The organism is Streptomyces niveiscabiei, assembly GCF_033794345.1.
GTDB classification, from domain to species: domain Bacteria; phylum Actinomycetota; class Actinomycetes; order Streptomycetales; family Streptomycetaceae; genus Streptomyces; species Streptomyces niveiscabiei.
The window spans coordinates 84,760-109,120 of the sequence record NZ_JARAYJ010000025.1 but is presented as its reverse complement, the minus strand read 5'-3'; the positions used below and the strand labels follow the sequence as shown (position 1 = coordinate 109,120).

The window sequence follows — 24,361 nt, the reverse complement described above, 5'->3', positions numbered from 1 at the left end:
TCAACGCGGCGGAACAGGGGCTCGCCGTCCTCGGGCGCCCCTCCCTCGGAGGAGGACATGAGTGGGTGACGAAAGACCCCTGGTGGGCATCGATTTCGGCACGGCGACCACGCTGGTGACCCAACGGCTTCCTTACAGCTACGCAGAAACCGTGCCGATCGGCAGCAGCACTGCATGGCTCCCCAGCACTGTCGCCGCCTCGCCCGATGGCGAGCTGGTGTTCGGAGCGGCCGCCGAGGCGATCGGGGGCCCCGGCGCCGTGCGCTCCGTCAAGCAGTGCATCACCGAAGACAGATACGGCCCGCTCTCCCTAGGGACGCATGCGCGGGGCGCGCAGATGTTCACTCCAGACCGGCTGATTGTGGCCCTGCTCCGGCATGTGCTGCTGCTGGCGAAGGCCAACGAGGCCGAGACCGACGACGCAGACTTCCGCCTGGCCTGCCCTGCGATCTGGGACGGACCCCGCCGGAAGCGACTGGCCCAGCTGGCCGTAGAAGCCGGAATCCCGGTGACGGTCGCCGACATCATCGACGAACCGATCGCAGCCGGGCTGGCGTGGTCCGAAGGCTGCCACGACCGCGACGGCCAACCGCCCGAGGGCACAGTCCTGGTCTTCGACTACGGCGGGGGCACGTTGGACATCGCGGTGATGTCGGTGGGTGAGGATCTGGACGATCTGGAGCCGGAGCTGACGGTCCTGTCGGCCCGGGGCGTGCCAGAGGCAGGCGACGCCTTGGACCAGCGCATCGCCAAGGACCTGGAACGAGATCTGGAAGCCGCCGGCATTCGTGTCGATCGCCTTGCCGACCCGCGAACCGTACGGTCGCTGCTGCTGTTGGCCGCCCGTCGCCTCAAAGTGCTGCTGTCCGACACGCGTTTCGACGCACACAGTGTGCCGCTTGGAGGCGGCTATACCGCCCTTCCCATGTTGGAGTACACGCGAGAGCGATTGGAGGCCGCCTTCCGTCCCCAGCTGGACCGGGCCCTGGAGTTCGTGAGAGCCGCACTGTGTGAGGCGCGGCTGCGGCGTCGGACGACACCGGATCTAAAGTCCCTGGCCCGCATGTCCATCCAGGAGCTGGCTGGGGACGTCGACTACGTGCTCCTGGCAGGCGGGATGTCACAGATCCCTCTGGTGCGTGAGGAATTTCTGCGCTACTTTCCGCACGCTCGGGTGGAGTACGACCAGTCACTCGAAACTCCAGAGGAGTCCGTGGCGACGGGCCTCGTGGTGCGCTCCGACCGATACCACCGGCTTAACCTCCCACGGCCGGGCTTCGACCTGGTACTGGAATGGCGGGACCGGGTCGGCCGTGTCAGCCGTGAGCTGCTCTATCCGGCCTTCCAACCGCTCTATACCCCGGACCGGATCTTCCGGCGGGAAGGCGGCCTCGCCCACCGGTACGACAGTCAGGTGCCGGGGCTCACCGGGGATACGAACGCCGCGCTGCGCGCCGTCTCGGTCGACGGCAAGCCGCTTGACTTCGTTGTGGATGGGCGCTCGATGCCTCATCTGCCGGTCATGCTGCGGCGGTTCACGGACTTCACGTTCGCACTGAAGGTCTCTGGAGAGATCTATGTACGGGACTGCGCCTACCAGGAGTCGCGGTTCCGAGTGGAGCGATGGCCGATTCTCCGAGGGGGAGAGCGCGCCTCCGTGAGCCTGAGCACCGTCGGCAACGGATTCCCGGAACAACGAAAGCACACCTTCACCGACTTCTACTCGCATCCGCATCAGTGACCATGGGGTGACGTCCGTCCCCGGCCGCGTGTCGAGCGGCAGGCTCAGCCCTCGACCAGGACCAGGGCCACCGTCTCGGTGGAGAGGCTGAAGCGGGAGTCGCGGTCCATCTGCGCGAGGCGGGCGTCACGCTGAGTCTCCAGGTGCCCGACACGAGCAGCGTGGAGACGTCTAATGGATGTGCTGTCCACCTCCTGGGCGAGTCGGCGTGCCTGCTCGATCTTGTGGCGGAAGGTGTCCTCCACGGTCGCACGCCGACCAGCCGCGAGAGTCGAGTTCTCCGCCTCATAGGTGCGTTTTGCCGTGAATTCCCTCTCGGCCGCCAGGTCGTGCACAGTCTCCAGGATCTCGGGGAGGGAGGCCGAGACACCCGCCGGTAGGGGCTGCGACGGCTCCGCTAGGTCGCCGCCGGCAAGACAGGTCAGCAGCGCGGTGCCCACCTCCGGCACCTCCTTGAATGTCGCGGTGTCCACAGCCGTGGTCCACAGCTCGCGGCGTGGCCGAGCACCGTCCACCCGGGCGAGCCTGACCTCGACCAGGTAGCGGGACCCTGGCGGCAGACCGGATATCCGTACCCGGCCGTAGCGGCCGAGCGTCTCGGCTCGCTCGGTGAACCACCAGTGGGCAGCGCGGACGAGCGGATGCCGCACGCTCAGCAGTGGTGCGCCGGTCTCCGTGGAGGTACGGGCCGTGAAACAAGCACGCAGTGACTGGTACGGGCCTCCAAGTCTGGCCAGCAGATCACTGCCACTGGGAACGGTGAAGGCCCCGGTGTTCATGGCCTCGTACATGGTCCGGCGCAGTCGGCCACTGCCGGTGATGTCCACCAGGTCGTCGGCGCCGGGAACCCGTTCCATACTTCCGTGCCCTGTCTGCTGGAGAAAGGCCTCCACGAGTCCGCGGATCTCCCGTGGCCCCAGGTAGCGGCCCCGGCCGGGACTGTGCTGGTCGAAGCCCTCGACAAGCAGGTCATCCAGACCCGTGAGGAACTCCCGGGCCTCTTCGAGCGTCGCGATGTCCTTGTCCCGGTCCACTCGGGCGACGCCGATGCGGTCGATCTGGCGTCGGCGCTCCTCCTCGCTCAGGCTGGGGTCCAGCACCACACGATGTAGTTCGCGCAGGCGGCCACGCAGAATCGGCTCGAGCTCTCCAATCGAGTCCTGGAAGACACCGATGCGCTGGTAGAGGCGCTGGAAGATGTCGGTTTCGATAGTGCCCGGCACCTGCATGTTGAAGATGAAGATCTTCTCGTGCTTCTGGCCGAACCGGTCGAGTCGGCCGATGCGCTGCTCGACGCGCATGGGGTTCCAGGGCAGGTCGTAATTGACCAGGACGTTGCAGAACTCGAAGTCCAGGCCCTCGCTTCCGACCTCGCTCACCAGGAGTAGGTCAAACTCTCCGGCACGGAAGTCCGCCATGATGCCGGGGCGTTCCTGCTGGGGCACGCCGCCGTGCATGACCCGTACCCGGAACTCGTCATTGAGCCTGCTCTCCAAATACTCCAGGGTGCGTTTGAAGAAGGAGAACACCATGGCCTGTCGGAGCCCTTTGGCTCTGGCGTCGCGCAGCATGCCGACGAACGCCTCGAACTTGGTGTCCCGGGACAGCGGCCTCAGGAGTCCGGGCAGCCGTACCAGCTCATCGACATCATGGTCTGACGCCTGCGCGAGTTCCTCCGGTGTGAACTCAGCTTCGGCGTCGTCGGCCAGGACCACCTCCTCTTCGTTAACGAGTCCTGTTCCGCCCGCCGGGTCCGTCCAGGCATCGCGCGCAGACGTCGTGACCGTCCCGGAGAAACGCTCACGCAGCCGCTGCTGCATGGCGGGGATGCAGCTCGCGGCCTGCCGGAGCCACATCTGCGCGGCGAACCCGGCTGCGGTGCCGCTGCGGGCTGCACGCCGCAGGCACCAGGCGTGCAACTCGTCGTAAAACTTGCGCTCGGCCCCGGTCCACGTGACCCGCACGTCCTCGGGCACGCGCACGGCCTTGGCGTCGGGGGTGTCGGCCTTGCGGGTGCGGTTGACGATGCCGGCCAGGGCGTTGAGATCGGCGATGCACCGTCTTGCTTCGGAAAGTTGGTGTGCCGTCAGGGCGTGTGGCGTCGCCAGGATCTGGCGCAGCCTAATGAACTCCGGCCGCTGTGCCACCAGTTGTCCGAACCGGGAGCCCCGCACTCGGTCCAGCGTCGGCAGCAGGCTATTGGCGCCTCCGGGCGTACGTCCTGCACCATCGGCCAGCCGAGCGGCTACGGCGTTGAGATGCCGATTGGGTTCCAGTTGCCTCTCGAAGACGTGGGGGGCGGGAAACGCGCTGGGGTCGAGCAGGTGGACCAGGTTGTAGAGGTCCTGGTTGCCGAGGTTGAGGGGCGTCGCCGACAGAAGGACGAGGGCGTCGGCCCAGTCGGCCAGCTGGCTGACCGCCGCGTGGCTGCGGGTGGCGGCGTTCCTCACATAGTGGGCCTCGTCGACGATCACGAGATCGAACGAGGGCCGCAGTTCCGCGAGTTCGGTCAGCTGTCCGGCTCGTCGCAGGCGCTCTAGGGAAATCACCCCCGCGAAAGGCTGCTCGTTGTCTCCCCGACGCAGCAGCCTGAGGAGCTCCTCCATGCCGTCGTTGTCGAGGACACGCAGTCGGCGGTCGAAGCGCTGGTCCATCTCGGCCTGCCACTTGTGCACCAGCGCGGCCGGGCAGACGACCAGCCCTCGGAAATGCGTCCCGCCGAGCCGCGCCGCGGCCCTCCGCAGGTGCGTACGCTGCTCGAGCTCGTTCCAGATGAGCCCCGCCTCGATGGTCTTTCCCAGGCCGACCTCGTCCGCGATCAGCAGCCTCTGACGGTCGGAGTTCATGAGCTTGAGCACCGGGCGGAACTGGTACGGCCTGAACACCGTCCGGCTCGACTGGAAGGAGTACACCGTGTCCGTGAGCGGCGTGCTGAGTTTGGCCAGGGTCAGCGTCAACGCGATGTCGGCAGCCGGGGCGGGAGCGCCGAGTACCCACTGCTCGGGGTCGTCGGACGCGACGGTGACGGGTTCCAGATTGTCTTCGAAGACCCTGGACGTCCGCCCGTCGGCGCCTCGCAGCGTGTACTGGAACCCGTCGTCGCCGACGGCACGTACGCGCGTGACGGTACGGGTGCTGCTCTGGTCCACGATCCGGACGAGATCGCCGACGGCGTAGCGGGGCACGGCCGACACGGCCTCGCTCTCCGGCCACTCCCGCCATTGCCGGTACAGCAGGAGGGCACGATGTAGCGGATGTCCGTCCTCGACATCCCGCAGACGTTTGTGCTGGGCCGGGACCGGAGCGGTGCCGTCACAGAGGGAAAGCGCAGCGACACAGCCGCTCGACCGGCGCGACTCGAAGATGTACAGCCCCGAGGGCAGGCCGTGGCCCGGCGCGTACGTACCCGACGGGATCCGACGCATGTGCGGCAGACCGAGCCGCTCAGCGGCCTCCGGCGTGTCGTAGAAGGCCTCTGTCGCGCGCACCAGCAGCTCGCGCGCAGCGCCCGCCTCCCCCCATGGGCTGTACCGAAGCCGCGCCATGTCGTCGTCGACCGGCACCCCATCCGACGCCCCCGAGCCCTGGCCGCCGAATTCCGCAGGTCCGTTCACGCCCCACCCCCACCGTGCCCTGCCTTGAGCAGTAGGGCAACACAGTAGCCAGCAACGCACGGTGGCGACGGTTGAGATGGCGAATCAGATGTGCAAGCAGCAGGGCGTTGTTCGGCGGGGAAGTCCGGTCACCTCCGTGAAAGATCTTGCTGGCTGATGTCACGTCACCACGCGGCGACTCAACTGTCCTTCCATCCAACCCGAGAGCCCACACGACTGACGGCCGGCGCTCGCTCACTCCTCTTCGCTATGTTCTTCGCGGGCAAGCGCAACGCGGCTCGCCAAGACCGCAACCCCCGCGACCGCCGCACCCGCTACGGCCGCTTTGCGCCCCGCCTCTGCGGCCGCGTTCTTCAATTGCACCGGGTCCCGGGCCGCGTCCCACCATCGTGTCGCCTCCAATGAACGTCGGCCAGACTCGATTCCGAGCGGCCTGTGGAATTCATCGACGGCGCTGCCGACATGGTTAATCGAGCCCACCACAGTCCGGTGCGCGGGCAAGTGCAACAGCACATTGGAATTGGCCGTGCCGGCAGCCGCATCCATGCGTGCCATCAGGTGCTCAATCTTCTGCGAGATGAGTTCCCGCCGCTTCTGCCGGTCATCCTTCAGCACTAGCCGACGCCCGTCCAGCTTGTCCGGAGACTCGTCCAGTACCCGCTGCAGTCGCAGCACGTCGAGCGCGTCTTGCAGTTCGAAGCAACGAGCCACAACGGCGAGCAATTCCTGAACCTGGGACTCTGTTTCCTTGGCCGTCTTGGCGAGATCACCGATCTTGGTCGTGCTCTCCACCCTCTCCGCGAGTGCGTCGAGTCGACCCAGCGCCCAACCCAAGGCGTCCGTGATCGTATGGGTCCTGGCCTGCACGGTCGACCACGTATCGTCGTCGACCTGGCCCTCCCGGTCCAGAACGGTCATGGCAGACTCAATGTCGAGGCCCGCTCCGAACACCTTTCCCAGCTCGACGTTCTTCTGGGCGCGGAGCACGTCGTCGACCTTCTTGTCGATCGTCGCGAGATAGCTCTTGATCTCGTTCATCTCATGCTGCCTCGCGAGCTGCGCCATGATCCCTGCGGCACCAGCAAGAATCGCCGGGTTGGTCAGGAGTGAGCCTGACCGCTCCACCACCTGGAGCCATGACTCGATTGAGCCTCGTTTCCCCACCATCGCGTAGCTGATGCCAGGCGTCCTGGTTTCCATCAGTCCGTGCTTCTTGTAAAGATGCGCGGACTCCTCGGTCAGCTTCAACCAGCGACCTGAGTTGGCGGCAATGTCAGAACCCGCCTGTGCGACTCCAGCCGCGGCACGGAGGAGAGGACCGAGCCGTCGCAATGCGAGGTCCTTCGACAACGACAACAGTCCTTCTGATGCGAGGAAGCGCTCGACATCCGTCGGATCCCCGATGACCGCAAGTCCATCGCCGTCACTGATCAGCTGAATCTCGTTATCCATCGCTCGCTCCTGTAGTGACTGCTCGCAGTTGAAGTAGGTGGGGTGAGCGATGCAAGGGCTTCCATCATCGGAAGGCGTCGCCCCCTACCCGGCCACCGACGCGCGCACCGCACGTCCTGCGGCTACACCCTCAACTGCGAAGAGCCGTTGAAACCCAACACCTGCCAGGGTTCGAACCTTTGGCCTCTTCGGCCCGGCGAACCTTCCCGTCAAAGCAATCGGACACCCTGACAGCCGAACCCAATCAGGCACCCGAAGAGCCTCTTGCGGACCACTCGTTGGCGAAGTACTCCATCTGCTTAATAACCAGGTCGATGGCTGCCTTCTCCCGGTCCGGCGGGTAGTTGTTGCGGACCAGGAGGCGCTTGATGGCGCTGCGGAGACGGGCGCGGACGGGTTCACGGGCGATCCAGTCCGGCTTCAGCTTGCTGCGGACCTCCGCGACCAGCTCACGGGCGATGCCGGCCAGCACCTCGTCGCCCATCAGCTCCCGTGCGGTGCCGTGGTCGGCGACGGCGTCGTAGAAGGCGAGCTCGCGCCAGTCCAGCGGCGGGTTGAACTTCTCGCCACGCCGGGCGTCCTCCATGACCTCCTTCGCCATCTCGACCAGCTTGGCGATGAGTTCTGCGCTGGTGTACTGCTGTCGCATGTACCGCACCATGAGGTCCTGAAGCCGTTCGGAGAACGTGGTGCGGCGGACGACGTTGTGACGCGTAACCTCGCGCATCTTCCGCTCGATGAGCCGCCTCAGTGCCTCTGCCGCCAAGTGCGGGGTCTCGCTGTTCTGGAGCTGCGCGACGAGCGCGTCGTTGAGATGGGTCAGGTCGGCGGTCTCCAGGCCGGCCTCGGCGAACAGGTCCGTGACCCCGCCGGTCTCGACGACCGAAGACGTCAGCTGGGCGAGGTACAGCTCGACGTCACGGGCGATGGGCAGACCGCGGGCCTCGCGCTCCATCGCGTCGTACTTCGCCATGTAGGCGCGGACCTCGACGAAGAACTGGATGTCCCGGCGCCACGTCGGGGTGTCGGGGAAGCGCTCGCCGATGTTCTTGGCGCTGGCGGACAGCGCGTAGAAGCGCTCCAGGCGGTGGGCATGCTCGCGGTAGCGGCGGCCGAGTGTCTGGCGAGGGTCGTCGAGCCTTTCCGGGTCGTTGCCCGGCGTACGCGGATCCCTCAGATACGCGGTGGCCTTGCGCGCCGCGTCAATGAAGGCCGTCTTCGTCGGCTGGGCCAGCCGCGCCCGCCAGTCGAGGCCGCGCAGCATGTCGTTGAGGATGTCGTACTCGTTGCGCAGCTCGTCCAGCGCCCGGTCCAGGTCGTCGCCGAGCGTCCGGTCGTCCTGGTCGGCGTCGGTGTACTCGGCGATCGCCCGCTGGAGGTTCTCGGTGAGCGGGGCGTAGCCGACGAGGAGGCCGTCCTCCTTGCCGCGGAAGCGGCGGTTGACGCGGGCCAGGGCCTGCATGAGGTTGGCACCCTTGAGCGGTCGGTCCAGGTACATCGTGTGGATCGGCGGGGCGTCGAAGCCGGTCAGCAGCATGTTGTTGACGATGAGGAGCTGCAGCTCGTCGTCGGGGTCCTTGGCGCGGTTAATCACGGCCTTGCGACGGCTGTCACTCAGGGCGTGCGCGAGGAGGTGTTCCTTGTCCTTGCGCGAGTTCGACGAGAAGACGATTTTCATGGCGCCCTTGTCGATCTCGTCGCTGTGCCAATCCTCGCGCAGCTCACGCAGGGCGTCGTACACGCGGACGCAGATCTCGCGGGTCGCACACACGATCATCGCCTTGCCGGTGGCGCCGCCCTTCTCAGAGACCCCGACGAACGGCTGCATCGCCGTGCGCCGGGCCTCCCAGTGCGTGACGAGGTCCTGGACGAGATCCCTTATGCGGGCGGGGGCACCGTACATCGCGTTCATGGTGGCGACGGCCTGCTCGACGCGCTGCCGCTCAGTTTCGTCGAGCCCATCTGTGATGAGATCGGCTTCTTCGTCGATCTTCGTCGGGTCGACGTCCTTGTCCAGCACGAGCTGGATGACGCGGCCTTCGTGGAAAACCTTGACGGTCGCCCCATCGTCGGCGGCACGCTTCAGGTCGTAGATGTCAATGTAGTTGCCGAACACCTCGCGGGTGTTGCGCTCGGCCTCGGAGATCGGGGTTCCGGTGAAGGCGAGCAGCGTGGCGTGCGGGAGGGCGTCGCGCAGGTGGCGGGCGTAGCCGTCGAGGGAGTCGTAGTGGCTGCGGTGCGCCTCGTCGACGACGACGACGATGTTCCGTCGGTCGGAGAGAAGGGGGTGGTCGGCGCCGGCCTCCTTCTCCTCCTTGGTACGGCCGAACTTCTGGAGGGTGGTGAAGAGGATGCCGCCGACGCGCTTGGCGGCCAGCTCCTCGCGGAGTTCGGCGCGGGTGAGGACCTGCTTAGGGGCCTCCGGGAGGATCTCGCTCTCCAGATAGGTGGAGTACAGCTGGTCGTCGAGGTCGGTGCGGTCGGTGATGACGACGACGGTGGGGTTAAGGAGGGCTGGGTCCCGCATCACCAGTGTCGTGGTGAGGACCATCTCCTCGGACTTGCCGGACCCCTGCGTGTGCCAGACGACACCGGCCCGCCCGTCGGTCGCGGCGGCGTTGCGTACCTCCTCCGCGGCGCGCGTCACCGCGTGGTACTGGTGCGGCTTCGCGATGCGCTTCATCCTCTTGGCCGGGACGAAGTTGATGAAGGACCGGATGAGGGTGAGGAAGCGCGGCTGGGTGAACAGGCCGTGCAAGGCCAGGTTCTGACCCGAGTCCCATATGCCCTCGGCGTCGAGCAGGTCGACACGGGCGCCGAACTCGTCTGTGTTCCAGGGCGCGAAGTGCTCGTACGGGGTGAAGGGGGTGCCGTACTTGGCGGTGATCCCGTCGGAGAGCAGAACCACGGCGTTGTGCCGAAACGCGGTTGGGAACTCCTCGACGTACCGGATCACCTGCGAGTGCGCGTCCTGGAGCGTGGCGTCCTCGTCGCCGGCCCGCTTCAGCTCCAGGACAGCGAGGGGCAGGCCGTTGACGTACAGGACGACGTCGAAGCGACGGTTCTTCTCGCCGTCGATGACGGTGACCTGGTTGAGGGCGCGGTAGACGTTCGCGTCCGAGTTATCCAGGTCGACGAGGCGGATGGTGGGGTTGTGCTCGGCACCGAAGGCGTCGGTGTAGGTGACGGAGCGGATGCCAGCGGTCAGGTAGGCGTGGGCGGTGCGGTTCTCCTCGTAGGTGTCCTGGGAGGACGGGGTCGCCGCGATGCCGACAGCGCCCCGGACTGCGTCCGGGGGCAGTTCGGGGTTGAGCCGCTCGATCGCCTCGCGGAGGTCGGGGTAGAGAATCAGGTCGTCCCAGGACTTGCGGTGCCCGGAGCCGGGGGCGAACTCGTTACCTGGGGACGGTCGCCAGGCAAGTTCGGCGAGTTCGTCGAGGGCGAGAAGCTCCCAGTCGGCCTCGTAGGGGCGGTGCTGCTCGGCTCTGTCGTTGTCCCCGGCGTGCGTCATACGTGGTCCTCGACAATCTTCTCGGCGTCCTTGATGCGGAGGCTGCCGGACATGAGTTGGGGGAGGAGGGTGTCACGGAGGGCAGTAAGGGAGCGGGATTCGACGGCAGCCAAAAGGGCTCTGTCCACTAGGGGAGCGGCAGCGGCCGTGAACGAGGAGATTCTCTCGGACGGAGGGACAACCAAGGGGATCCCTTTGAAAGCTGACGAATTCATGCCGGGGATGGCAGCACCAGTGCCCCGCCGTCTCATCTCTGCCATGATCGGCGCAGATGTCAGCCAGTAGTATCCGAAATCTTGCCCAATGTCGGCCGTCATGCGTACACGGTAAACGTGCTCATTGATACACATTTTGGAGAACGGGAATCCATTTCCAAAGAGTGTGACATGCGGCCTGAAGTCGCCCGGCTTCCCGCCGTCCTTGTAGACAAGGATATCTCGATCTTCAACGACTCCACGTCGCATACCGGAAAAGAATTCGTCAGGGATGAACTTTGTTTTCGCGAAGTCGAACTTCCCCAACCCGATGATACTCTCGGCCCCGATACTAGGAACGCCCGACAGGTACTGGGCCACACCCCCCTTGGGGCGGGTCCCCGTCTCGACTGTGATGGTGCGCTCCCCCATGGCAACAGCAGCCCACCGGGGGGGGAGCGGCGCACCGTGGATCAAATGGTTCAGCGCAGCGGAAAAGTGCCCTCTGAATTGCATACCAGCGAGTTCGTCGGCTGCCGCGGCGATGCGCCCATTGACTGCGATCTTGTCGTCCAGCGCCCCAAGTACCGCGGCAATCCCGTCCTGCTCCCGAGGAGGTGGGATGTGGCACCGTACGTCTTCGATACGCCCCGGAGATGTGTGAAGAATCTTTGTTCCTGAGGCCGTGCTGAAGAGTTGGCGATTTACCTCAGACGTCAAGAAAAGGTAGTAGGCAAAGCTCTTGCGGAGGCGATCTCCGATTACCTCAACACGACCGATTCGCTGGTTATGAAGGTAAACCTTCCCATCATCCGGGATGATCCCAGGAATTCCCAGGATTTCCCCTCCCGGGGTCTGGCAAGTCATCACAACCAACAGATCACCCGGCGCAAGTTCGAACTCTCCGGGATACTCTCCGCGAAACTCACGCACCCGTGTGGACTCAAAACGGAATCCGCCCGTGTAGTTAAAGTTTCCGATACTGACGACAATCGGGCCACCGGTCAGATCGTCGGTCATTCTCTCGCCGGAGAAAGCGAACCCGTGGTGCACTTTCAACATTTCGCCGAGTTTGGCGTACGTCCATTCACTCACCGAAGCTCCCCAATTGCTCCCGGACCGTCTTCTCCAGCGAGGCCGACTTCTCGAACAACCCGTACAGCTCCTCCGTCAGCGCAGCGATCCTCTCCGCCACCGCCTCCGCGTCCTCTTCCTCTGCTTGAACGGCCCCCACATACCGCCCCGGCGTCAGCGCATACCCGTGCTCCCGAACCGTCTCCAGATCCGCCGAGGAGCAGAACCCAGGCTCATCCGCGTATGTCAGCCCTTCCTCGCGCGCCGACGCCGTCCCCCGCCACGCGTGATACGTACCCGCGATCTGCGCGAGGTCCGCATCCGTCAGCACCCGCTCGGTCCGGTCCACCATCTCGCCCATCCCCCGGGCGTCGATGAACAGGATCTCCCCGCGCCGATCATCCAGCCGCCGGGCACCCTGCGGGGACTTGTCCTTGGCCAAGAACCACAGGCACGCCGGAATCTGCGTCGTTCGGAATAGCTGGGATGGCAGCGCCACCATGCACGCCACCAAGTCCGCCTCGACCAGCGCCTGCCGGATTTCGCCCTCTCCGCTCGACTGCGAGCTCATCGAGCCGTTGGCCAGGACGATGCCCGCCGTGCCCTTCTCCCCCAGCTTGGAGATCATGTGCTGGAGCCACGCGTAGTTGGCGTTGTTCCGCGGCGGCACCCCGTACTTCCACCGAGGGTCACCCTCGTCCCGCGCCCAGTCCTTGATGTTGAACGGCGGGTTGGCCATGACGAAGTCGGCCTTGAGGTCCGGGTGCTTGTCGTCGGCGAACGTGTCGCCCCACCGGGGACCAAGGTTGCCGTCGATGCCGTGGATGGCCAGGTTCATCTTGCCCAGCCGCCAGGTGCGCTCGTTCAGCTCCTGGCCGTACACCGCGATGTCGGCCTTGTGCCCCCGCCCCCGGTGTGCCTCGATGAACTTGCTGGCCTGCACGAACATGCCGCCCGAACCGCACGCCGGGTCGTACACCCGTCCCTCGTACGGCTCCAGGATCTCAACGATCAGCCGCACCACCGACTGCGGCGTGTAGAACTCGCCGCCCCGCTTCCCCTCCGCCCGCGCGAAGTTGCCGAGGAAGTACTCGTACACCTCGCCCAGCACGTCCTGCGCCAGCTTGTCCTCGTTGCCGCCGAAGCGGGCGTCACTGATGAGGTCGACGAGTTCGGCCAGACGCTTCTGGTCGACGTTGTCGCGGTTGAAGATCTTCGGGAGGACGCCGGTCAGCGAGGCGTTCTCCCTCATGACCGCGTCCATCGCCTCGTCGAGCAGCTTGCCCACACCCTGGCTCTTGGCGTTCGCGGCGATCCACGACCAACGGGCAGTCTCCGGAACCCAGAAGACGTGCGCGCCGGTGTACTCGTCGCGGTCCTCGAGGAACTCGTCGAGGCGGTCCTCGGCGATGCCATCCTCGGCGAGCTCCTTGGCCAGCTCAGACCTGCGCTCCTCGAACGCGTCGGAGACGTACTTCAGGAAGATCAGGCCGAGGACGAACTCCTTGTACTGCGCGGCGTCGATCGAGCCGCGCAGCTTGTCCGCGGCCTTCCACAGAATCGCCTGGATCTCCTTGGGTGTGGAAGCGGTGAACAACTCCGCCTGATCCGTGGGCTTTTTCGTGCGCGGAGGCATGGAGTGGATCGTCTCCTTCAGTCGTCGGTGCCGGATGAGTCAGTCAGGTCAGAAAGATCAGGAAGTTCAGGAAGGGTCTGCATCGTCAACGTGCCGTCGGCGAATCCGTCGGCGGCGACGCGGGCGAGGTCGTCCAGCGCGTCGCATTGCTCCCGCAGCAGCGCCGCCCGCCGGGCGACCTCGGCGAGCACGGCGTCGAAGCGCTCCGCCTCCTCCCGCGCCAGGTCGGGGATCAGTAGGTCCTCGACAGCCCGGGAAGCCCGCACCGCGCCGCTGGTGCGCTCGTGCTCGGAGGCCGCCGCCCGCAACAGCGCGGCCAGCGCTCGCGGCCGTACCGGCGGATCGGCATCGGGGTGTACGCGCAGTACACGAGCCGGCGCCGCGACGACGGACAGCCCCTCCTCATCGACGTACACGCCGAACCGTGGGTTGGCCGTGACGACCACATCTCCCGGCTCGGTGAACTGGGCGTGCCCGTAAGCCGTGAGAAGAACGCCACGGTCGATACGACGGCTGCCCGACCGTACATCGCCGAGGATTTCCTCCGGCGTGATCACGCGGTAGTGGCCCTCGGGCGTGAGGTGCTCCACGGCGATGCGGTGGCCGGGGCGTCGGCGCAGTCGGCGTTCCTTGAGGAGCCTGCGGACCGTCGTACGCCGGACGGGCTTGTCCTCGGGCCGCAGTACGGCCTGGACCCGCAACGCCGCGCGCAGGTCGGCCTGCGCTCGGGCCCGCTCGTCGAGGTCCGCCAGGCGCTGCTCCAGGTCGCCGATCAGAGCCGGGCGTTCCATGACGTCACGGGTGTAGCGGGCCTCGGTTGTCCGATGCTGCGGCGTGAACGCGATACCGGGCCGGTCGTCGAGCACCTTGGCCGGGATGATCACCGCGTTGCGCGGCTCGTGTCGGCGGTCCCCGCGCCAGCCGGCGGCACGCCAGATGGCGATGTCCTCGGTGAGCGTGTCCAGCACGGGTTCTGTCAGGGGCTTCGCCGAGTAGTCGGCGAGGAAGACAAGGCCCGTGCGCTCCGAGTCCGACGTACGGGAGAGCAGCCACACGGCCGTGCGGTAGCCCGGGCGGTACGGGAACGCCCCGTCGGGCAGGCTGATCGCGGCCTTGAGCAGACCGTCATGGAGGAAGGACCGGCGCAGGCGGTCGGCATCCCCGTGCCGGGGAAGTGACCGTACGAGCACGTCGGCCGGGCCGAGGACGACGGCCGTGGAACCGGTGGCCAGGTAGTCGGTGAGGGTCTGTACCCGCTCCAGCACGGCCCGCGCGTTCCGAACCTCGCCCGCCTGGTAAGGCAGGACGCAGGCCAGCAGGTCCGGGTACCCCCAGTCCTCGACGGACTCCGCGGACAGGTCCTCACCCTCGGTGACGTCGAGGTGGAACTCGTACACCTCCCGTACGAGCATCCGGCGTCGCACCAGACGGACCCGGGCCGGGTCCGGGTCGGCAGCGAGGTAGGTGTGTCCGGAGCCCTCGGGGGCGGCGGCGTGAAGGGCGGCGAGCAGGTCGCCCGCGCCAGCGTACGGCGTGGCGAGTACCGCGCCCTCCTCCAAGGCCGCCACTCCGGTGAGGGCCGCGAGAGCGCGGACCAGCAGTGGGGCGGGTGCGTCGGCGGCCAGGTCGGTGGAGCCGAGGCGGCGGCGGGCCTCCAAGAGCCAGTCGAAGGCCTCGGCGGGGGTGTAGGCGGCCTCGGCCAGCTCGTCGGCGAGGACGGCCAGCGCGGCGCCTGTGCGGTCGGGGTCGGGTACGGCCCGCAGCTCAGCCAGCAGGAAGGCGTCCTCAGTGTCGAGCGCGGCGGCACGGTCCAGGAGGTTGTCCCAGCGGCAACCGGAGACCGCGGTGTCCAGCTGCTGGCGCAGGCAGATCAGGGCTGTCAGCGCCCCAACGAGTACGGGTGCGGGCAACGCGGGGGTGCGCCAGGCGGCAAGCGTGTGCAACGCCAGTTCCGCGCGCAGCCGACGGCGGTCGGCGTTGCCGCGCCCCGTGTCAGCCAACCAGTCGACGACCTCCCGCGCATCGAACAAGGGGCGTCCGTCCTCGTGGGCGGCGGGCACGGGGAAGTCGGGGTGCCGTCGGCTCCAGGTGGTGGGTACGGGCCGTTGGACGCGGGCGAGGGCGGCGATCTCCGCATAAGTGATACGCCAGACCGGCAGGTCGGGCAGGATGTGGGACACCGCATCGAGCGCGGTACTCACCGGTCGTCACCCCCCATCTCCTGTGTACCGGTGTTCATGGCCCTGGCCCCTGTGACTCTGGGCGGAACGCGTCAGCGCCTGGGCAAGTAGCAGCACCCTACCCCTCCGCGGGTTTCTAGCGTTCCATGCCGCTGATAACCGGGGTTATCAGGATCTCCAAAGAAAAACACGACAGATTGCGGCACCTTGATCCCTGTCGGCCACGCCGCTCAGGAGCGGACGGCCGCTCACTCACTGGACCAGACACGACGCCCCGGAGGTCCCGCCATGTCCGACGCACCCTCGACACCCCCCACCGCCCAGCCCTACGGCTCCAACGGCCCTGTTCAGGCGGCTGGCTGGGGCGCCATACCGCCCCTGCCCCCACTGCCCCCGACCGGCAAGCCGTCGCGCCGCAGAGCATGGCTGACGCACGGTGCGACGGCGTTCGTCGCCCTGGTCATCGGCGCCGCGATGGGCGGCGGAGGCGGGTCCGGGTCCACCACGGATTCCGCGCGCCCCGCTCCGGCCGTCACCGTCACCAAGACCGCCGACGCGCCGGCGCCGGCGGCGACGGTCACCGAAAAGGTCACGGTGACACCGAAGCCGGCCAAGGAGCCCGGCCCGGCGGCCTCCGTGGCGGGAGACGGCACGTACCTCGTCGGCGAGGACATGAAGGCCGGCACGTACAAGACGGCCGGCCCGGCGGACAGCGCCATCCCCAACTGCTACTGGGCCCGCCTCAAGGACGCGTCCGGCGAGTTCGACGCCATCATCGCCAACGGCAACGCACAGGGCCAGACGCGCGTGACCGTACGCAAGGGCGAGTACTTCCAGACGTCCGGCTGCGAGACCTGGAAGAAGGTCGGCTGACAGGCCGACGCGGGCCGTCCCCCTTCCACTCCCACGACGCTCTCGACCGTCTGCCGGCGCACCCGCCGGTCATCCGCTGCCACCACCCCCGTCCAGCGCTCGCCGTCCGGCGCCAGTCCAGGAGGATTCCGTGAGCCGCCGTTCCCCGCTCGCCCGCGCACCCCGCCCCGACACCCGCGTGCGACGCGGGGTGCAGTTCAGCGACACGGTGAAGGCCGTGCCCGGGCCGATCGTCCTCGCGACCGACGCGTCCGTGGGCAAGGATCACGTCGGCATCAGTTTCCTCTCCACCACTGGTCACGCGGGACTTCGAGCCCACCTCTACCCGGTGCACCTCGCCCGCCCCCACACCCGCATCGTGGTGACTGAACTCCGGGCCGTGTACTGGGGCCTGCAGCCCGTGCTCGCCGCCCACCCCGGCCGCCCGGTCGAGGTCCGCGTCGACAGCCTCGACGCCCTCGGTCACCTGCGGGCCTGGCGGGAAGGCGGCACCCGCATGCCGAAGGGCTACGACACCCACCTGCGGTCCCAGGGCCGTACGCCCACGCTCACGCGTCTCCAGATGCTCGTCGAGTACACCCCGAGCCTGACGTTCGTCCACGAGAAGGCCCACGTCGGAAACCCGCTGAACGAAGCCGCCGACTCCCTGGCCAAGCTCGGCCTGCGCGCCGTGGGCGGCAAGGCCCCCGTCGATGAGATCCCGCGCCTCCTCCCTCTGTGGGCCACCGGCGCCCTCGGCGACTACCGCCGCAGCCGGGCCTGACCCAGCCGCCCGGCAACGCACGCAGGCCGGGGCCCTCTTCCCGCACCGACACAGCCCCCAGTCCCCCATCGCCCCGCATTCCGCGACAGACCACAGGAGCCACGCCATGTCCCAAACGGAACAGCCGCATCCGACGGACCGCCCCGCTACCGTCGCCGAACTCGTGCAGACGCGCCTCGCGGACGCGCCGCTCCCCGAGCCCGTGAAGGTGCTCCTCAAGGAGGCCCTGGGCGACGGAACCACACGGGAGACGTCCTCCGTCAGCCGTATCTATCTCGAATCGGTCGCCGTCACCCGGTTCCGCGGCATCGGCCCGCGCGCCTGGCTCAAGCTCAGCCCCCGGCCGGGCGTGAATCTCGTCGTCGGCCGCAACGGCTCCGGCAAGTCCAGCATCGCCGAGGCGATCGAGACCGCCTTCACCGGGACGAACCCGCGCTGGGAGGGCAGGAACGCGGTGCGCGGCGGCAACTGGCGCAACCTCCACGACAGCGAGGGCAGACCCGAGATCGAGGTGAAGGTTGCCATCGGCGGTGACGGCGGCCGCAGCACCCTGACCCGGACCTGGACGAACGACGAATTCGCCCACTCGCAGGCCGAGTTGAGGCGGCCCGGACACAGCCGTACTCCCCTTGACGACGTCGGCTGGAAGCAGGCGCTGACGGACTACCGGCCCTTCCTGTCGTACGTCGACCTCGACCGCATGATCAGCGGCAAGCCCTCCGAGATGTACGACGCGATCGCCACGATCCTCGGCCTGGAGCAGCTGAGCGACGCCTACCTCTCCATCGGACGGGAGGCCAAGGTGCTCAGCGACGCGAAGAAGGCGGTCGAGGACGCGCTGCCGGGTCTCAAAGAGGCGCTGTACCAGCTGGAGGACGACGACCGCGCGGTCCAGGCACTGCTCGCCGTGGACACTGCGGGAGCCCCGGACTTCGAGGCCCTCGACTCCCTGATCACTGGGCTGCCCGCCGAGAGTGACGAGGGGCTGCTCGCCGGACTGCGTGCGGAGGCCGCCGTACAGGGTCCCGACACGGCGAAGGTCGGTGCGGCCGTGGACCAGCTGCGTACGGCCCTTGCCGATGTGGAGGACCTGCGTGGCACGGGCGCCGATGACGCCCTGCGGCGCGCGGACCTTCTGGAGCGCGCGCTGGCCCACCACGACCGGCACCCGGACACGGGCTCCTGCCCCGTGTGCGGCACCGGCGAGGTGCTGGACGCCGCCTGGGCCGCCGACGCTACCGTCCAGATCGCCGCTCTGCGGGAGGAGGCCGCAGCCGCCCGAACCGCGCGCGACGCGCTGCGGTCCGCGGTGTTCACCGTTCAGGACCTCGTCCACACGCCCTCGCGGATCCCTGAGCCGTTGAGGGACCCGTGGAAGGCCTGGACGGCCTGCCGGACCATCAGCGATCCGACCGACCTCGCCCAGCGTGCCGCGCAGGCCGCGACGGTACTGGCCGACGCCTGCGACGCGGTGCGGACGAGGGCCTTCAGGGAGCTGGAGAAGCGAGACGAACGCTGGCGTGCGCTGGTCATCCGCCTGGCGGGCTGGGCGGAGAAGGCTCGCGGCGTGGAGGCGAACCGGCAGCGGCGCCGCGACCTCACAAAGGCTCAGAATTGGGTCAAGACGCTGGCCGGGGAACTGCGCGAACAGCGCATGGAGGACTTCGCCGACCAGTCCCAGCGCGTCTGGGAGCGGCTTCGTCAGGAAAGCAACGTCGACCTCAAGGCCGTGACGCTGAAGGGCAGCGAGAGGGCCAACGTCCGCAAGCTCGTCATGGACGTCTCCATTGACGGCAAGGAGGCGTCGGCGCTCAGCGTCATGAGCCAGGGCGAGCAGCAGGCCCTCGCGCTGTCCCTGTTCCTGCCCCGGGCCACCACCGCCGACAGCCCCTTCGGTTTCGTCGTCATCGACGACCCGGTGCAGTCCATGGACCCCGCCAAGGTGAACGGCCTGGCTCAGGTCCTGCACGAACTCGGGCAGCACCGTCAGGTCGTCGTGTTCACCCACGACACCCGGCTCCAGCGGGCGTTCACCAGCCAGGAGCTTCCGGTGACGGTGTTCGAGGTCGAGCGGGGCGAGGCGTCCCGGGTGCGGGTCCGGCCGGTGACGGACCCGGTACGTCAGGCACTCGACGATGCCCGGGCTCTCGCAAGCACCCCCGACCTTCCCGCAGCGGCGCGGACGCACGTCCTGCCCAGCCTGTGCCGCATCGCTCTGGAGAACGCCTTCCTGGAAGCCGCCTGGGTCCGGCACCACCGCGGCGGAGGGCAGGGGGAACTTCTGCAGGCCATCGTGACCGACGCCGACCGGTTCGCGAAGTTGGCGGCCCTGGCCCTGTTCGGCGATGCCGCACGGGCCGTCGACGTATACCCGGAACTACGCGCCCGGCACGGGCGGCACGCCACGGACCTCGTCAGGCAGTGCCAGGACGGTGCCCACCCCGCCGGAGCGCAGATCACCGACCCGCACCGCTTCGTGGACGAGATCAAGTCCATCGCCGAGAAGGTACGCAAGCCCGAGGAGACCGTCTGATGCGCGCCCATGCCACCTCCATCGACGAACTGCTGCTGACCACCGACCGGCTGCTCACCGGGCAGCACATCCGCACCACGTCCGCCAGCCGTCACCGCGGCGCCTCCTTGGCGCTGCGCACTGCCCTGGAGATCGCCGTTGACCGTCGGCTGAACGCGGCCCTGCCCGGACTCGGCCGCCTCTCCGGGCGGGCCAAGCTGCTCTGCCTCCGCTGCTGCACCGGTGCGGAGACCGCCCGCCGTACGAAGGCCGTCTGGTCGCACCTGTGCCTGGGGTGTCACTACCACCAGTACGAGATCGGGCCCTCTCGCGACCAGGTGCGCGCCTGGCGGGCAGAGGTCGGCGAACTGGTCGAGGAACTGCGCGCCGATCCCGTCCAGCGATGACGGCGCGAGCGCGGCATCCGGGATCGCATCGCCCGCAGGGGTATTCGGCCGGGCAAAGACGATCAGGTCTGAGTCCGTCCTGCTGAGGGCGCGGCTGTCCTACGACCACGCGTTGATCTCGGCCCCTGCTCAAGCCTCGAACCTGCGCCCCAGAGACGTCAGTCAGAATCCGTACTACTCCCCCCTCGCCTCGGAGACCGACGCGCCGTTGCCTTCTTCTTCGCCGTGCGCGGTGGCTGGTAGATCTCGTCGCGGCCGATGACGCGTAGCGCCTTGTCTCGCCATGCCGGCACGTCCACGCCGTTCTCGTCGCTCGTCCACATCAGCGTGCCGTTCGGCCCGCCGCCCTCGTCAGCGGGGAGGATGCCCTGTTCCGCGTACCACTTCTGCTTTTTCTGCCAGGAAGAGGCGTAGCGCGGGTCATGGAGCATGCCGAGGTGTTCCCAGTAGACCGTACGACCGCTGTAGGTGCTGATGGTGAAGTCGGGACGGCGGGGCATGGGGTCGCTGCCGTCCCTGCTGTACAGGGGTTGCTCGTAGACCCACGCGCCGGGGGCGATGTCGTCGAGGATGTCCGCGATGATGACCTCGTTCTTGCTGCGGACCGGTACGCCGCTGGCGCTGATGTGCAGCAGCCGGGAGTCCACCCGGACCGACGGGGCCCCTGCGTGACCGGCGATCTGCCGCGGAGACGGGGGCACCATCAGGTCGGTGAGTCGGCGAGCGGTGTCGGAACCAGTCGCCCGAGTCAGAAGCAGCAGATCCTCCAGCGGACCCTCGTGGCAGAGGACCACTCGCTCGGTCTGCCGGGTGAGGGCGGTGTAGAGCAGTTCGCGGGACAGGCCCTGCACCGCCGCCGGCAGCATCAGGATCACAGTGCCGAACTCACTGCCCTGGCTCTTGTGCACGGTGAGCGCCCAGGCCAGCTCCAACGGCGGGTCCTCGTCACCACGACCGTCCCGGTACGGAAACCACCTGCCGAGCTGTGAGGAAAACTCGACATGAGCTGCGGGCCTGAACTTCATCCCGCCCGACTTCGTTTTCCCTGTGACGACGCCGATCTCGCCGTTCGCCACATACCCCGGCTCCGGCTTCCAGACTCCGGGCACCTCGCCCCTGGCCCGCATGTTGCGGGTGTTGACGACCTTGTCCCCCAGAATGATCTGCTCCGCGCCGAGCGGCTTGGGCACTTTCGCACGGTAGTGCAGGGCCTGCTGGAGAGCCTGACCACGGTGGCGACGTTTGAGGTGCCGGTTGAGCTCGACAGTGCCGTGCGCACGGCCCCGAACCGGGGAGAGCACCTGCCACTTCTCGCATTCCTCCGGGGCGGAGCGGAAGTCCGGGTAGACCCGGGGTCCGACGGGTTTCTCCGTCGCCCCGTACGACTTCGCGAAGCTAAGTCCGTCGTCGTCTCCGCTGACCTTGAATTCCTCCTCCAACACGTCGTCGAGCACTTGCGCCGCCGACCGGCCGTTCCAGGCGACGGCCCGCAGATGCTGTAGGGCGTCCCCCCGCCGAAGCTGCGCCCAGACCTCGTCGGCCCCTTCCATAAGCTCGTCACCGCTGAACCACCGGGCGAGCAGCAGGTCCTCCCGGGTACCCTCCTTCCCGCGCTGCCGACGCAGGATCGTGAGCTCGGCCCAGCCGGGCGCGACACGTGGCCAGTGCGCGGGATCGTGCTCCCCTCTCGCCCTGCGCTCCAGATCGACGAAGGGGCGGCCCGAACCGATGGGCGGCAACTGGCGCGGGTCTCCGACCAGGATGAGCCGCTGAGGCAGAATCAGCGCGTCCAGCAGCGCCGCGAACATGTCCTCGGTCAGCATGGAGGCCTCGTCGACGACGACCGTCCCGTACCGCTGCCTGGTCCCGGGGTCGCCGGTGAGCAGATAGCGCGCGTTCTGTCCGTCGTAACGCTGCGATCGGCTCAGGAACTGGGCGAGCGTATAAGCCTCGTGCTCGGCCTTTTGCTCCAGCTGAACCCGCGCCTTGCCGGTCGGCGCGAGCAGCAGCAAGCCGTCCGCTGTGATCTCTGGTCGTCGTGCCAGTGCCCTGACCAGAGTGGTCTTACCGGTGCCCGCAGGGCCGTTGAGGACAGTGAGCCGCGACTGATAGAGCTCGTGCAGCGCTGCGGCCTTCTCCAAGCGGGCCCGCTGCTCGGCCTGCAGGTCCTCGGCCGTTCCCTGGGGTGACCCGAGCACAGCGTCGAGCGTGGCGTTCAGATCGTCCGGCGCCGTGTGCCGCGGGGCGCCGCGCAGTCTGCGTACGACAGCACGGATCCATTCCCGGCGTCGAACCGCCGACCGCAGCTTGTATCCGAAGGCTCCGCCGGCGAGTTCGGTCCTGGTCAGCTGAGGCCAGTTCACCTCGTGGTCGTCGTCCAGCGAGCCGGGGTCCAGTTCGATCCCCTGCATCACCGACACGGTGACATCCAGCGGCCGTACGACGTTGAGCTCGGCGATCCTGGAGAGGGCGTCGTCGACGGTAAGCAGCGTATGGCCCTCATCCTCGGCGTGCCGCAGCACAGTGACGAGGGAGGCCTCGACCCGTCTCCGGTCCAAGGGGCCGTCCAGGGGCACGGTCACCGGCAGCGGATAGCGTTCGGCGAGCCCCTGGTCGGGAAAGCAGCCCCGGTCGACGGTTTCGAAGAGGATGGGCTCACCGTCGTCCACCGTGCAGTTCACCAAGTCATAGGGGTTGTCCAGCAACTCATCGTCGGTGAGCTCGATGCCGGTCTTCCGGTCCAGCACCCGATCGAGCTGGTCCCTGGTCAGGTCGAACCGGCTCAGCAGCCGCAGGGCCTGTCGGCGCTCCTCGTCCACGTGCTGCCAGATGCCTCGGCTGGTGCCGGACACCAGCCGACGGAACTCCTCTGGCCCGCCTGCGCCTTCGAGCGCCTGTTGCAGCACTGGCCAGGGGTCTTCTCCTTCTGACACCACGGATGCGAGGACACGGGCGGTGAAGACGGGATGTTCGAAGCCGAGGCGTCCGAGCACCGCCGGCAGCCCGGGTGCCGGTCCACGGCGCCGCCATGCCATGCCCAACTGCCGGTCCAGCCACTGCCGTGAACGCTCCGCCACCGAGCAGCCGAGCTCACTGGCGGCCTGGGCAGCACGTTTCAGCTCCAGCAGGGCGGCTACCGCCACATCGGGCGACACGTGCTCGGTGGCGTAGGAGAACTCCCTGTTTCTCTCGGGAGCCACGGCTAGCGCGACGCTCACATCCCGGCCTTGTGCGGCGATCCTCTCGAGCTCCTGGACTGGCAGCAGGATCCCCCCGGCACCGTCAGGTCTGAGAGTGTGCCGGATGATCGTCTCCCACATGTGGTTGGGAAAGGCGGTTCTGTCCGACCCGTTCCACTGCCCTGGCAGCGTCAGTGAGTCGACACATGCAGCACCCACCAGCATCCGCCGCGGCTGGGCCTCGAAGGGTGAGTGCTTCAGATAAAAGAACACCAAGGACTGCTCGGAGCGCACATTTTCGAAGAAGGCCTCGATGACCGCGCGCTGGTTGTCCCCGTGTAGCAGCCAGTTCGGCCGGAAACCGAGCTTGCCAACGGCGAAGTCCTCCGCTCCCTCGGAGAAGCCGAGGATGCGCTGTTCCTCCGCCACCTCGACCGCGTTCTCCCGGTTGAGCCAGTAGAACGGAATGCCGTGCGCGGAGAAGGGAGGAACGTCCACCAGCGTGTCCGACACCGCTCTGAGGGCGTCCGTATGGCCGTACGGATGCTTCCGCGTCACGACGTGCCGACGCGGGCTGAGGAAACCGCCGCGCTCGGCGAGGCAGGCCGGCTCCGCGCCCAGTGCCTCGAACCGCTGGCCAGCATGCGCTGCTTCGAGTATGTCGTCCCGGTCCTCGCCGACCTTCTTGAGCAGGATGCAGGAGCTGTTACCCAGCGGGTCCTCGCACACCGTGCCACCCCACCCGCTGTCGTGCCAGGGCACCCGTACCGACAGATGCTGCACATACGCCATGCTCAGGATCCCCCCAGGACGGTCTACAGCCCAGCCAGACTAGTCTCGTGCACCGACACCTCCGCCCAAGTCCAAATGCGCCAGATCCTCGTACGTTGAGGTGACGAATAGTGTCGGCCCACCAAGGACCGCCCTGCCTTCGGCCAACCCACCTCGCCTCACTCCGCACGCTCGTGACCCACATCAAATACTCCATGGCCGCATCGCCGAGAGCGCTCCTCTGACGCACCCCGAGCGCGTCCCCTCCGCAGCACAACGCGCACTTCAGGTGCGCTTGCGTCCATCTCCGCTGGTCAGCGCGGGTGCACCCAAAGCAGGCGACCCGCAGCGCATCTGTGAGTGAGAGCGCATCCAACAGACTTGCAGACAGGGTGAGTTGTTGTTGTCTATGCTGTCGCCGCAGATCATGGACACCATGGCTGGCGCGAAAGGA

12 protein-coding genes are annotated in these 24,361 nt (G+C 67.6%); 5 read left to right on the top strand and 7 right to left on the bottom strand.

The features are described 5' to 3' along the window. Window positions 1-82: 82 nt before the first annotated feature. Window positions 83-1,741, top strand: a complete 1,659-nt coding sequence (locus tag PV682_RS29425) for an Hsp70 family protein (protein WP_319734825.1) — start codon at window positions 83-85, stop codon at window positions 1,739-1,741. Between the two features lie 44 nt (window positions 1,742-1,785). On the opposite strand, the gene PV682_RS29420 is transcribed toward PV682_RS29425, so the two are convergent. The 6 genes from PV682_RS29420 to PV682_RS29395 all read right to left on the bottom strand — a co-directional run bounded on the left by PV682_RS29420 (window position 1,786) and on the right by PV682_RS29395 (window position 15,423). Next, window positions 1,786-5,355 carry a DEAD/DEAH box helicase gene (locus PV682_RS29420; protein WP_319734824.1) on the bottom strand — a complete coding sequence of 1,190 codons (3,570 nt, stop codon included), beginning with the start codon at window positions 5,353-5,355 and terminating at the stop codon, window positions 1,786-1,788. Between the two features lie 234 nt (window positions 5,356-5,589). Next, window positions 5,590-6,807: a hypothetical protein gene (locus tag PV682_RS29415; protein WP_319734823.1), complete on the bottom strand. Its 1,218-nt coding sequence runs from the start codon at window positions 6,805-6,807 to the stop codon at window positions 5,590-5,592. 244 nt (window positions 6,808-7,051) lie between these two features. Then, window positions 7,052-10,318 (bottom strand): type I restriction endonuclease subunit R, encoded by a 3,267-nt coding sequence (locus PV682_RS29410; RefSeq protein WP_319734822.1) that lies wholly within the window; start codon window positions 10,316-10,318, stop codon window positions 7,052-7,054. Beyond that, window positions 10,315-11,607 (bottom strand): restriction endonuclease subunit S, encoded by a 1,293-nt coding sequence (locus tag PV682_RS29405; protein ID WP_319734821.1) that lies wholly within the window; start codon window positions 11,605-11,607, stop codon window positions 10,315-10,317. The genes PV682_RS29410 and PV682_RS29405 overlap by 4 nt, the downstream gene beginning before the upstream one ends. Next, complete coding sequence (locus PV682_RS29400; RefSeq protein ID WP_319734820.1) at window positions 11,600-13,222, bottom strand: class I SAM-dependent DNA methyltransferase; 1,623 nt, start codon at window positions 13,220-13,222, stop codon at window positions 11,600-11,602. The genes PV682_RS29405 and PV682_RS29400 overlap by 8 nt, the downstream gene beginning before the upstream one ends. Window positions 13,223-13,239: 17 nt before the next feature. Further along, complete coding sequence (locus tag PV682_RS29395) at window positions 13,240-15,423, bottom strand: DNA methyltransferase family protein (protein ID WP_319734819.1); 2,184 nt, start codon at window positions 15,421-15,423, stop codon at window positions 13,240-13,242. Between the two features lie 267 nt (window positions 15,424-15,690). Between PV682_RS29395 and PV682_RS29390 the strand changes: the two genes are divergently transcribed. The 4 genes from PV682_RS29390 (at window position 15,691) to PV682_RS29375 (ending at window position 19,957) form a co-directional block, all read left to right on the top strand. Further along, entirely contained in the window at window positions 15,691-16,275 is a 585-nt protein-coding gene (locus PV682_RS29390; RefSeq protein WP_319734818.1) for a hypothetical protein, read from the top strand. A gap of 130 nt (window positions 16,276-16,405) precedes the next feature. Then, window positions 16,406-17,038 (top strand): ribonuclease HI, encoded by a 633-nt coding sequence (locus tag PV682_RS29385; RefSeq protein ID WP_319734817.1) that lies wholly within the window; start codon window positions 16,406-16,408, stop codon window positions 17,036-17,038. A 106-nt stretch (window positions 17,039-17,144) separates the two neighbouring features. Then, complete coding sequence (locus PV682_RS29380; protein WP_319734816.1) at window positions 17,145-19,571, top strand: AAA family ATPase; 2,427 nt, start codon at window positions 17,145-17,147, stop codon at window positions 19,569-19,571. Next, on the top strand, window positions 19,571-19,957 hold the full coding sequence (locus PV682_RS29375; protein ID WP_319734815.1) for a hypothetical protein: 387 nt from the start codon (window positions 19,571-19,573) through the stop codon (window positions 19,955-19,957). The genes PV682_RS29380 and PV682_RS29375 overlap by 1 nt, the downstream gene beginning before the upstream one ends. 158 nt (window positions 19,958-20,115) lie before the next feature. Here the strand turns inward: PV682_RS29375 and PV682_RS29370 are convergent, their stop codons facing one another. Continuing rightward, on the bottom strand, window positions 20,116-23,928 hold the full coding sequence (locus tag PV682_RS29370) for an AAA family ATPase (protein WP_319734814.1): 3,813 nt from the start codon (window positions 23,926-23,928) through the stop codon (window positions 20,116-20,118). Window positions 23,929-24,361 lie beyond the last annotated feature (433 nt).

Bases quoted from the DNA above. Each gene is read 5' to 3' on its own strand.
- PV682_RS29415 (WP_319734823.1), bottom strand. From the start codon at position 6,807: ATGGATAACGAGATTCAGCTGATCAGTGACGGCGATGGACTTGCGGTC.
- PV682_RS29410 (WP_319734822.1), bottom strand. From the start codon at position 10,318: ATGACGCACGCCGGGGACAACGACAGAGCCGAGCAGCACCGCCCCTAC.
- PV682_RS29400 (WP_319734820.1), bottom strand. From the start codon at position 13,222: ATGCCTCCGCGCACGAAAAAGCCCACGGATCAGGCGGAGTTGTTCACC.
- PV682_RS29390 (WP_319734818.1), top strand. From the start codon at position 15,691: ATGTCCGACGCACCCTCGACACCCCCCACCGCCCAGCCCTACGGCTCC.
- PV682_RS29380 (WP_319734816.1), top strand. From the start codon at position 17,145: ATGTCCCAAACGGAACAGCCGCATCCGACGGACCGCCCCGCTACCGTC.
- PV682_RS29375 (WP_319734815.1), top strand. From the start codon at position 19,571: ATGCGCGCCCATGCCACCTCCATCGACGAACTGCTGCTGACCACCGAC.
- PV682_RS29370 (WP_319734814.1), bottom strand. From the start codon at position 23,928: ATGGCGTATGTGCAGCATCTGTCGGTACGGGTGCCCTGGCACGACAGC.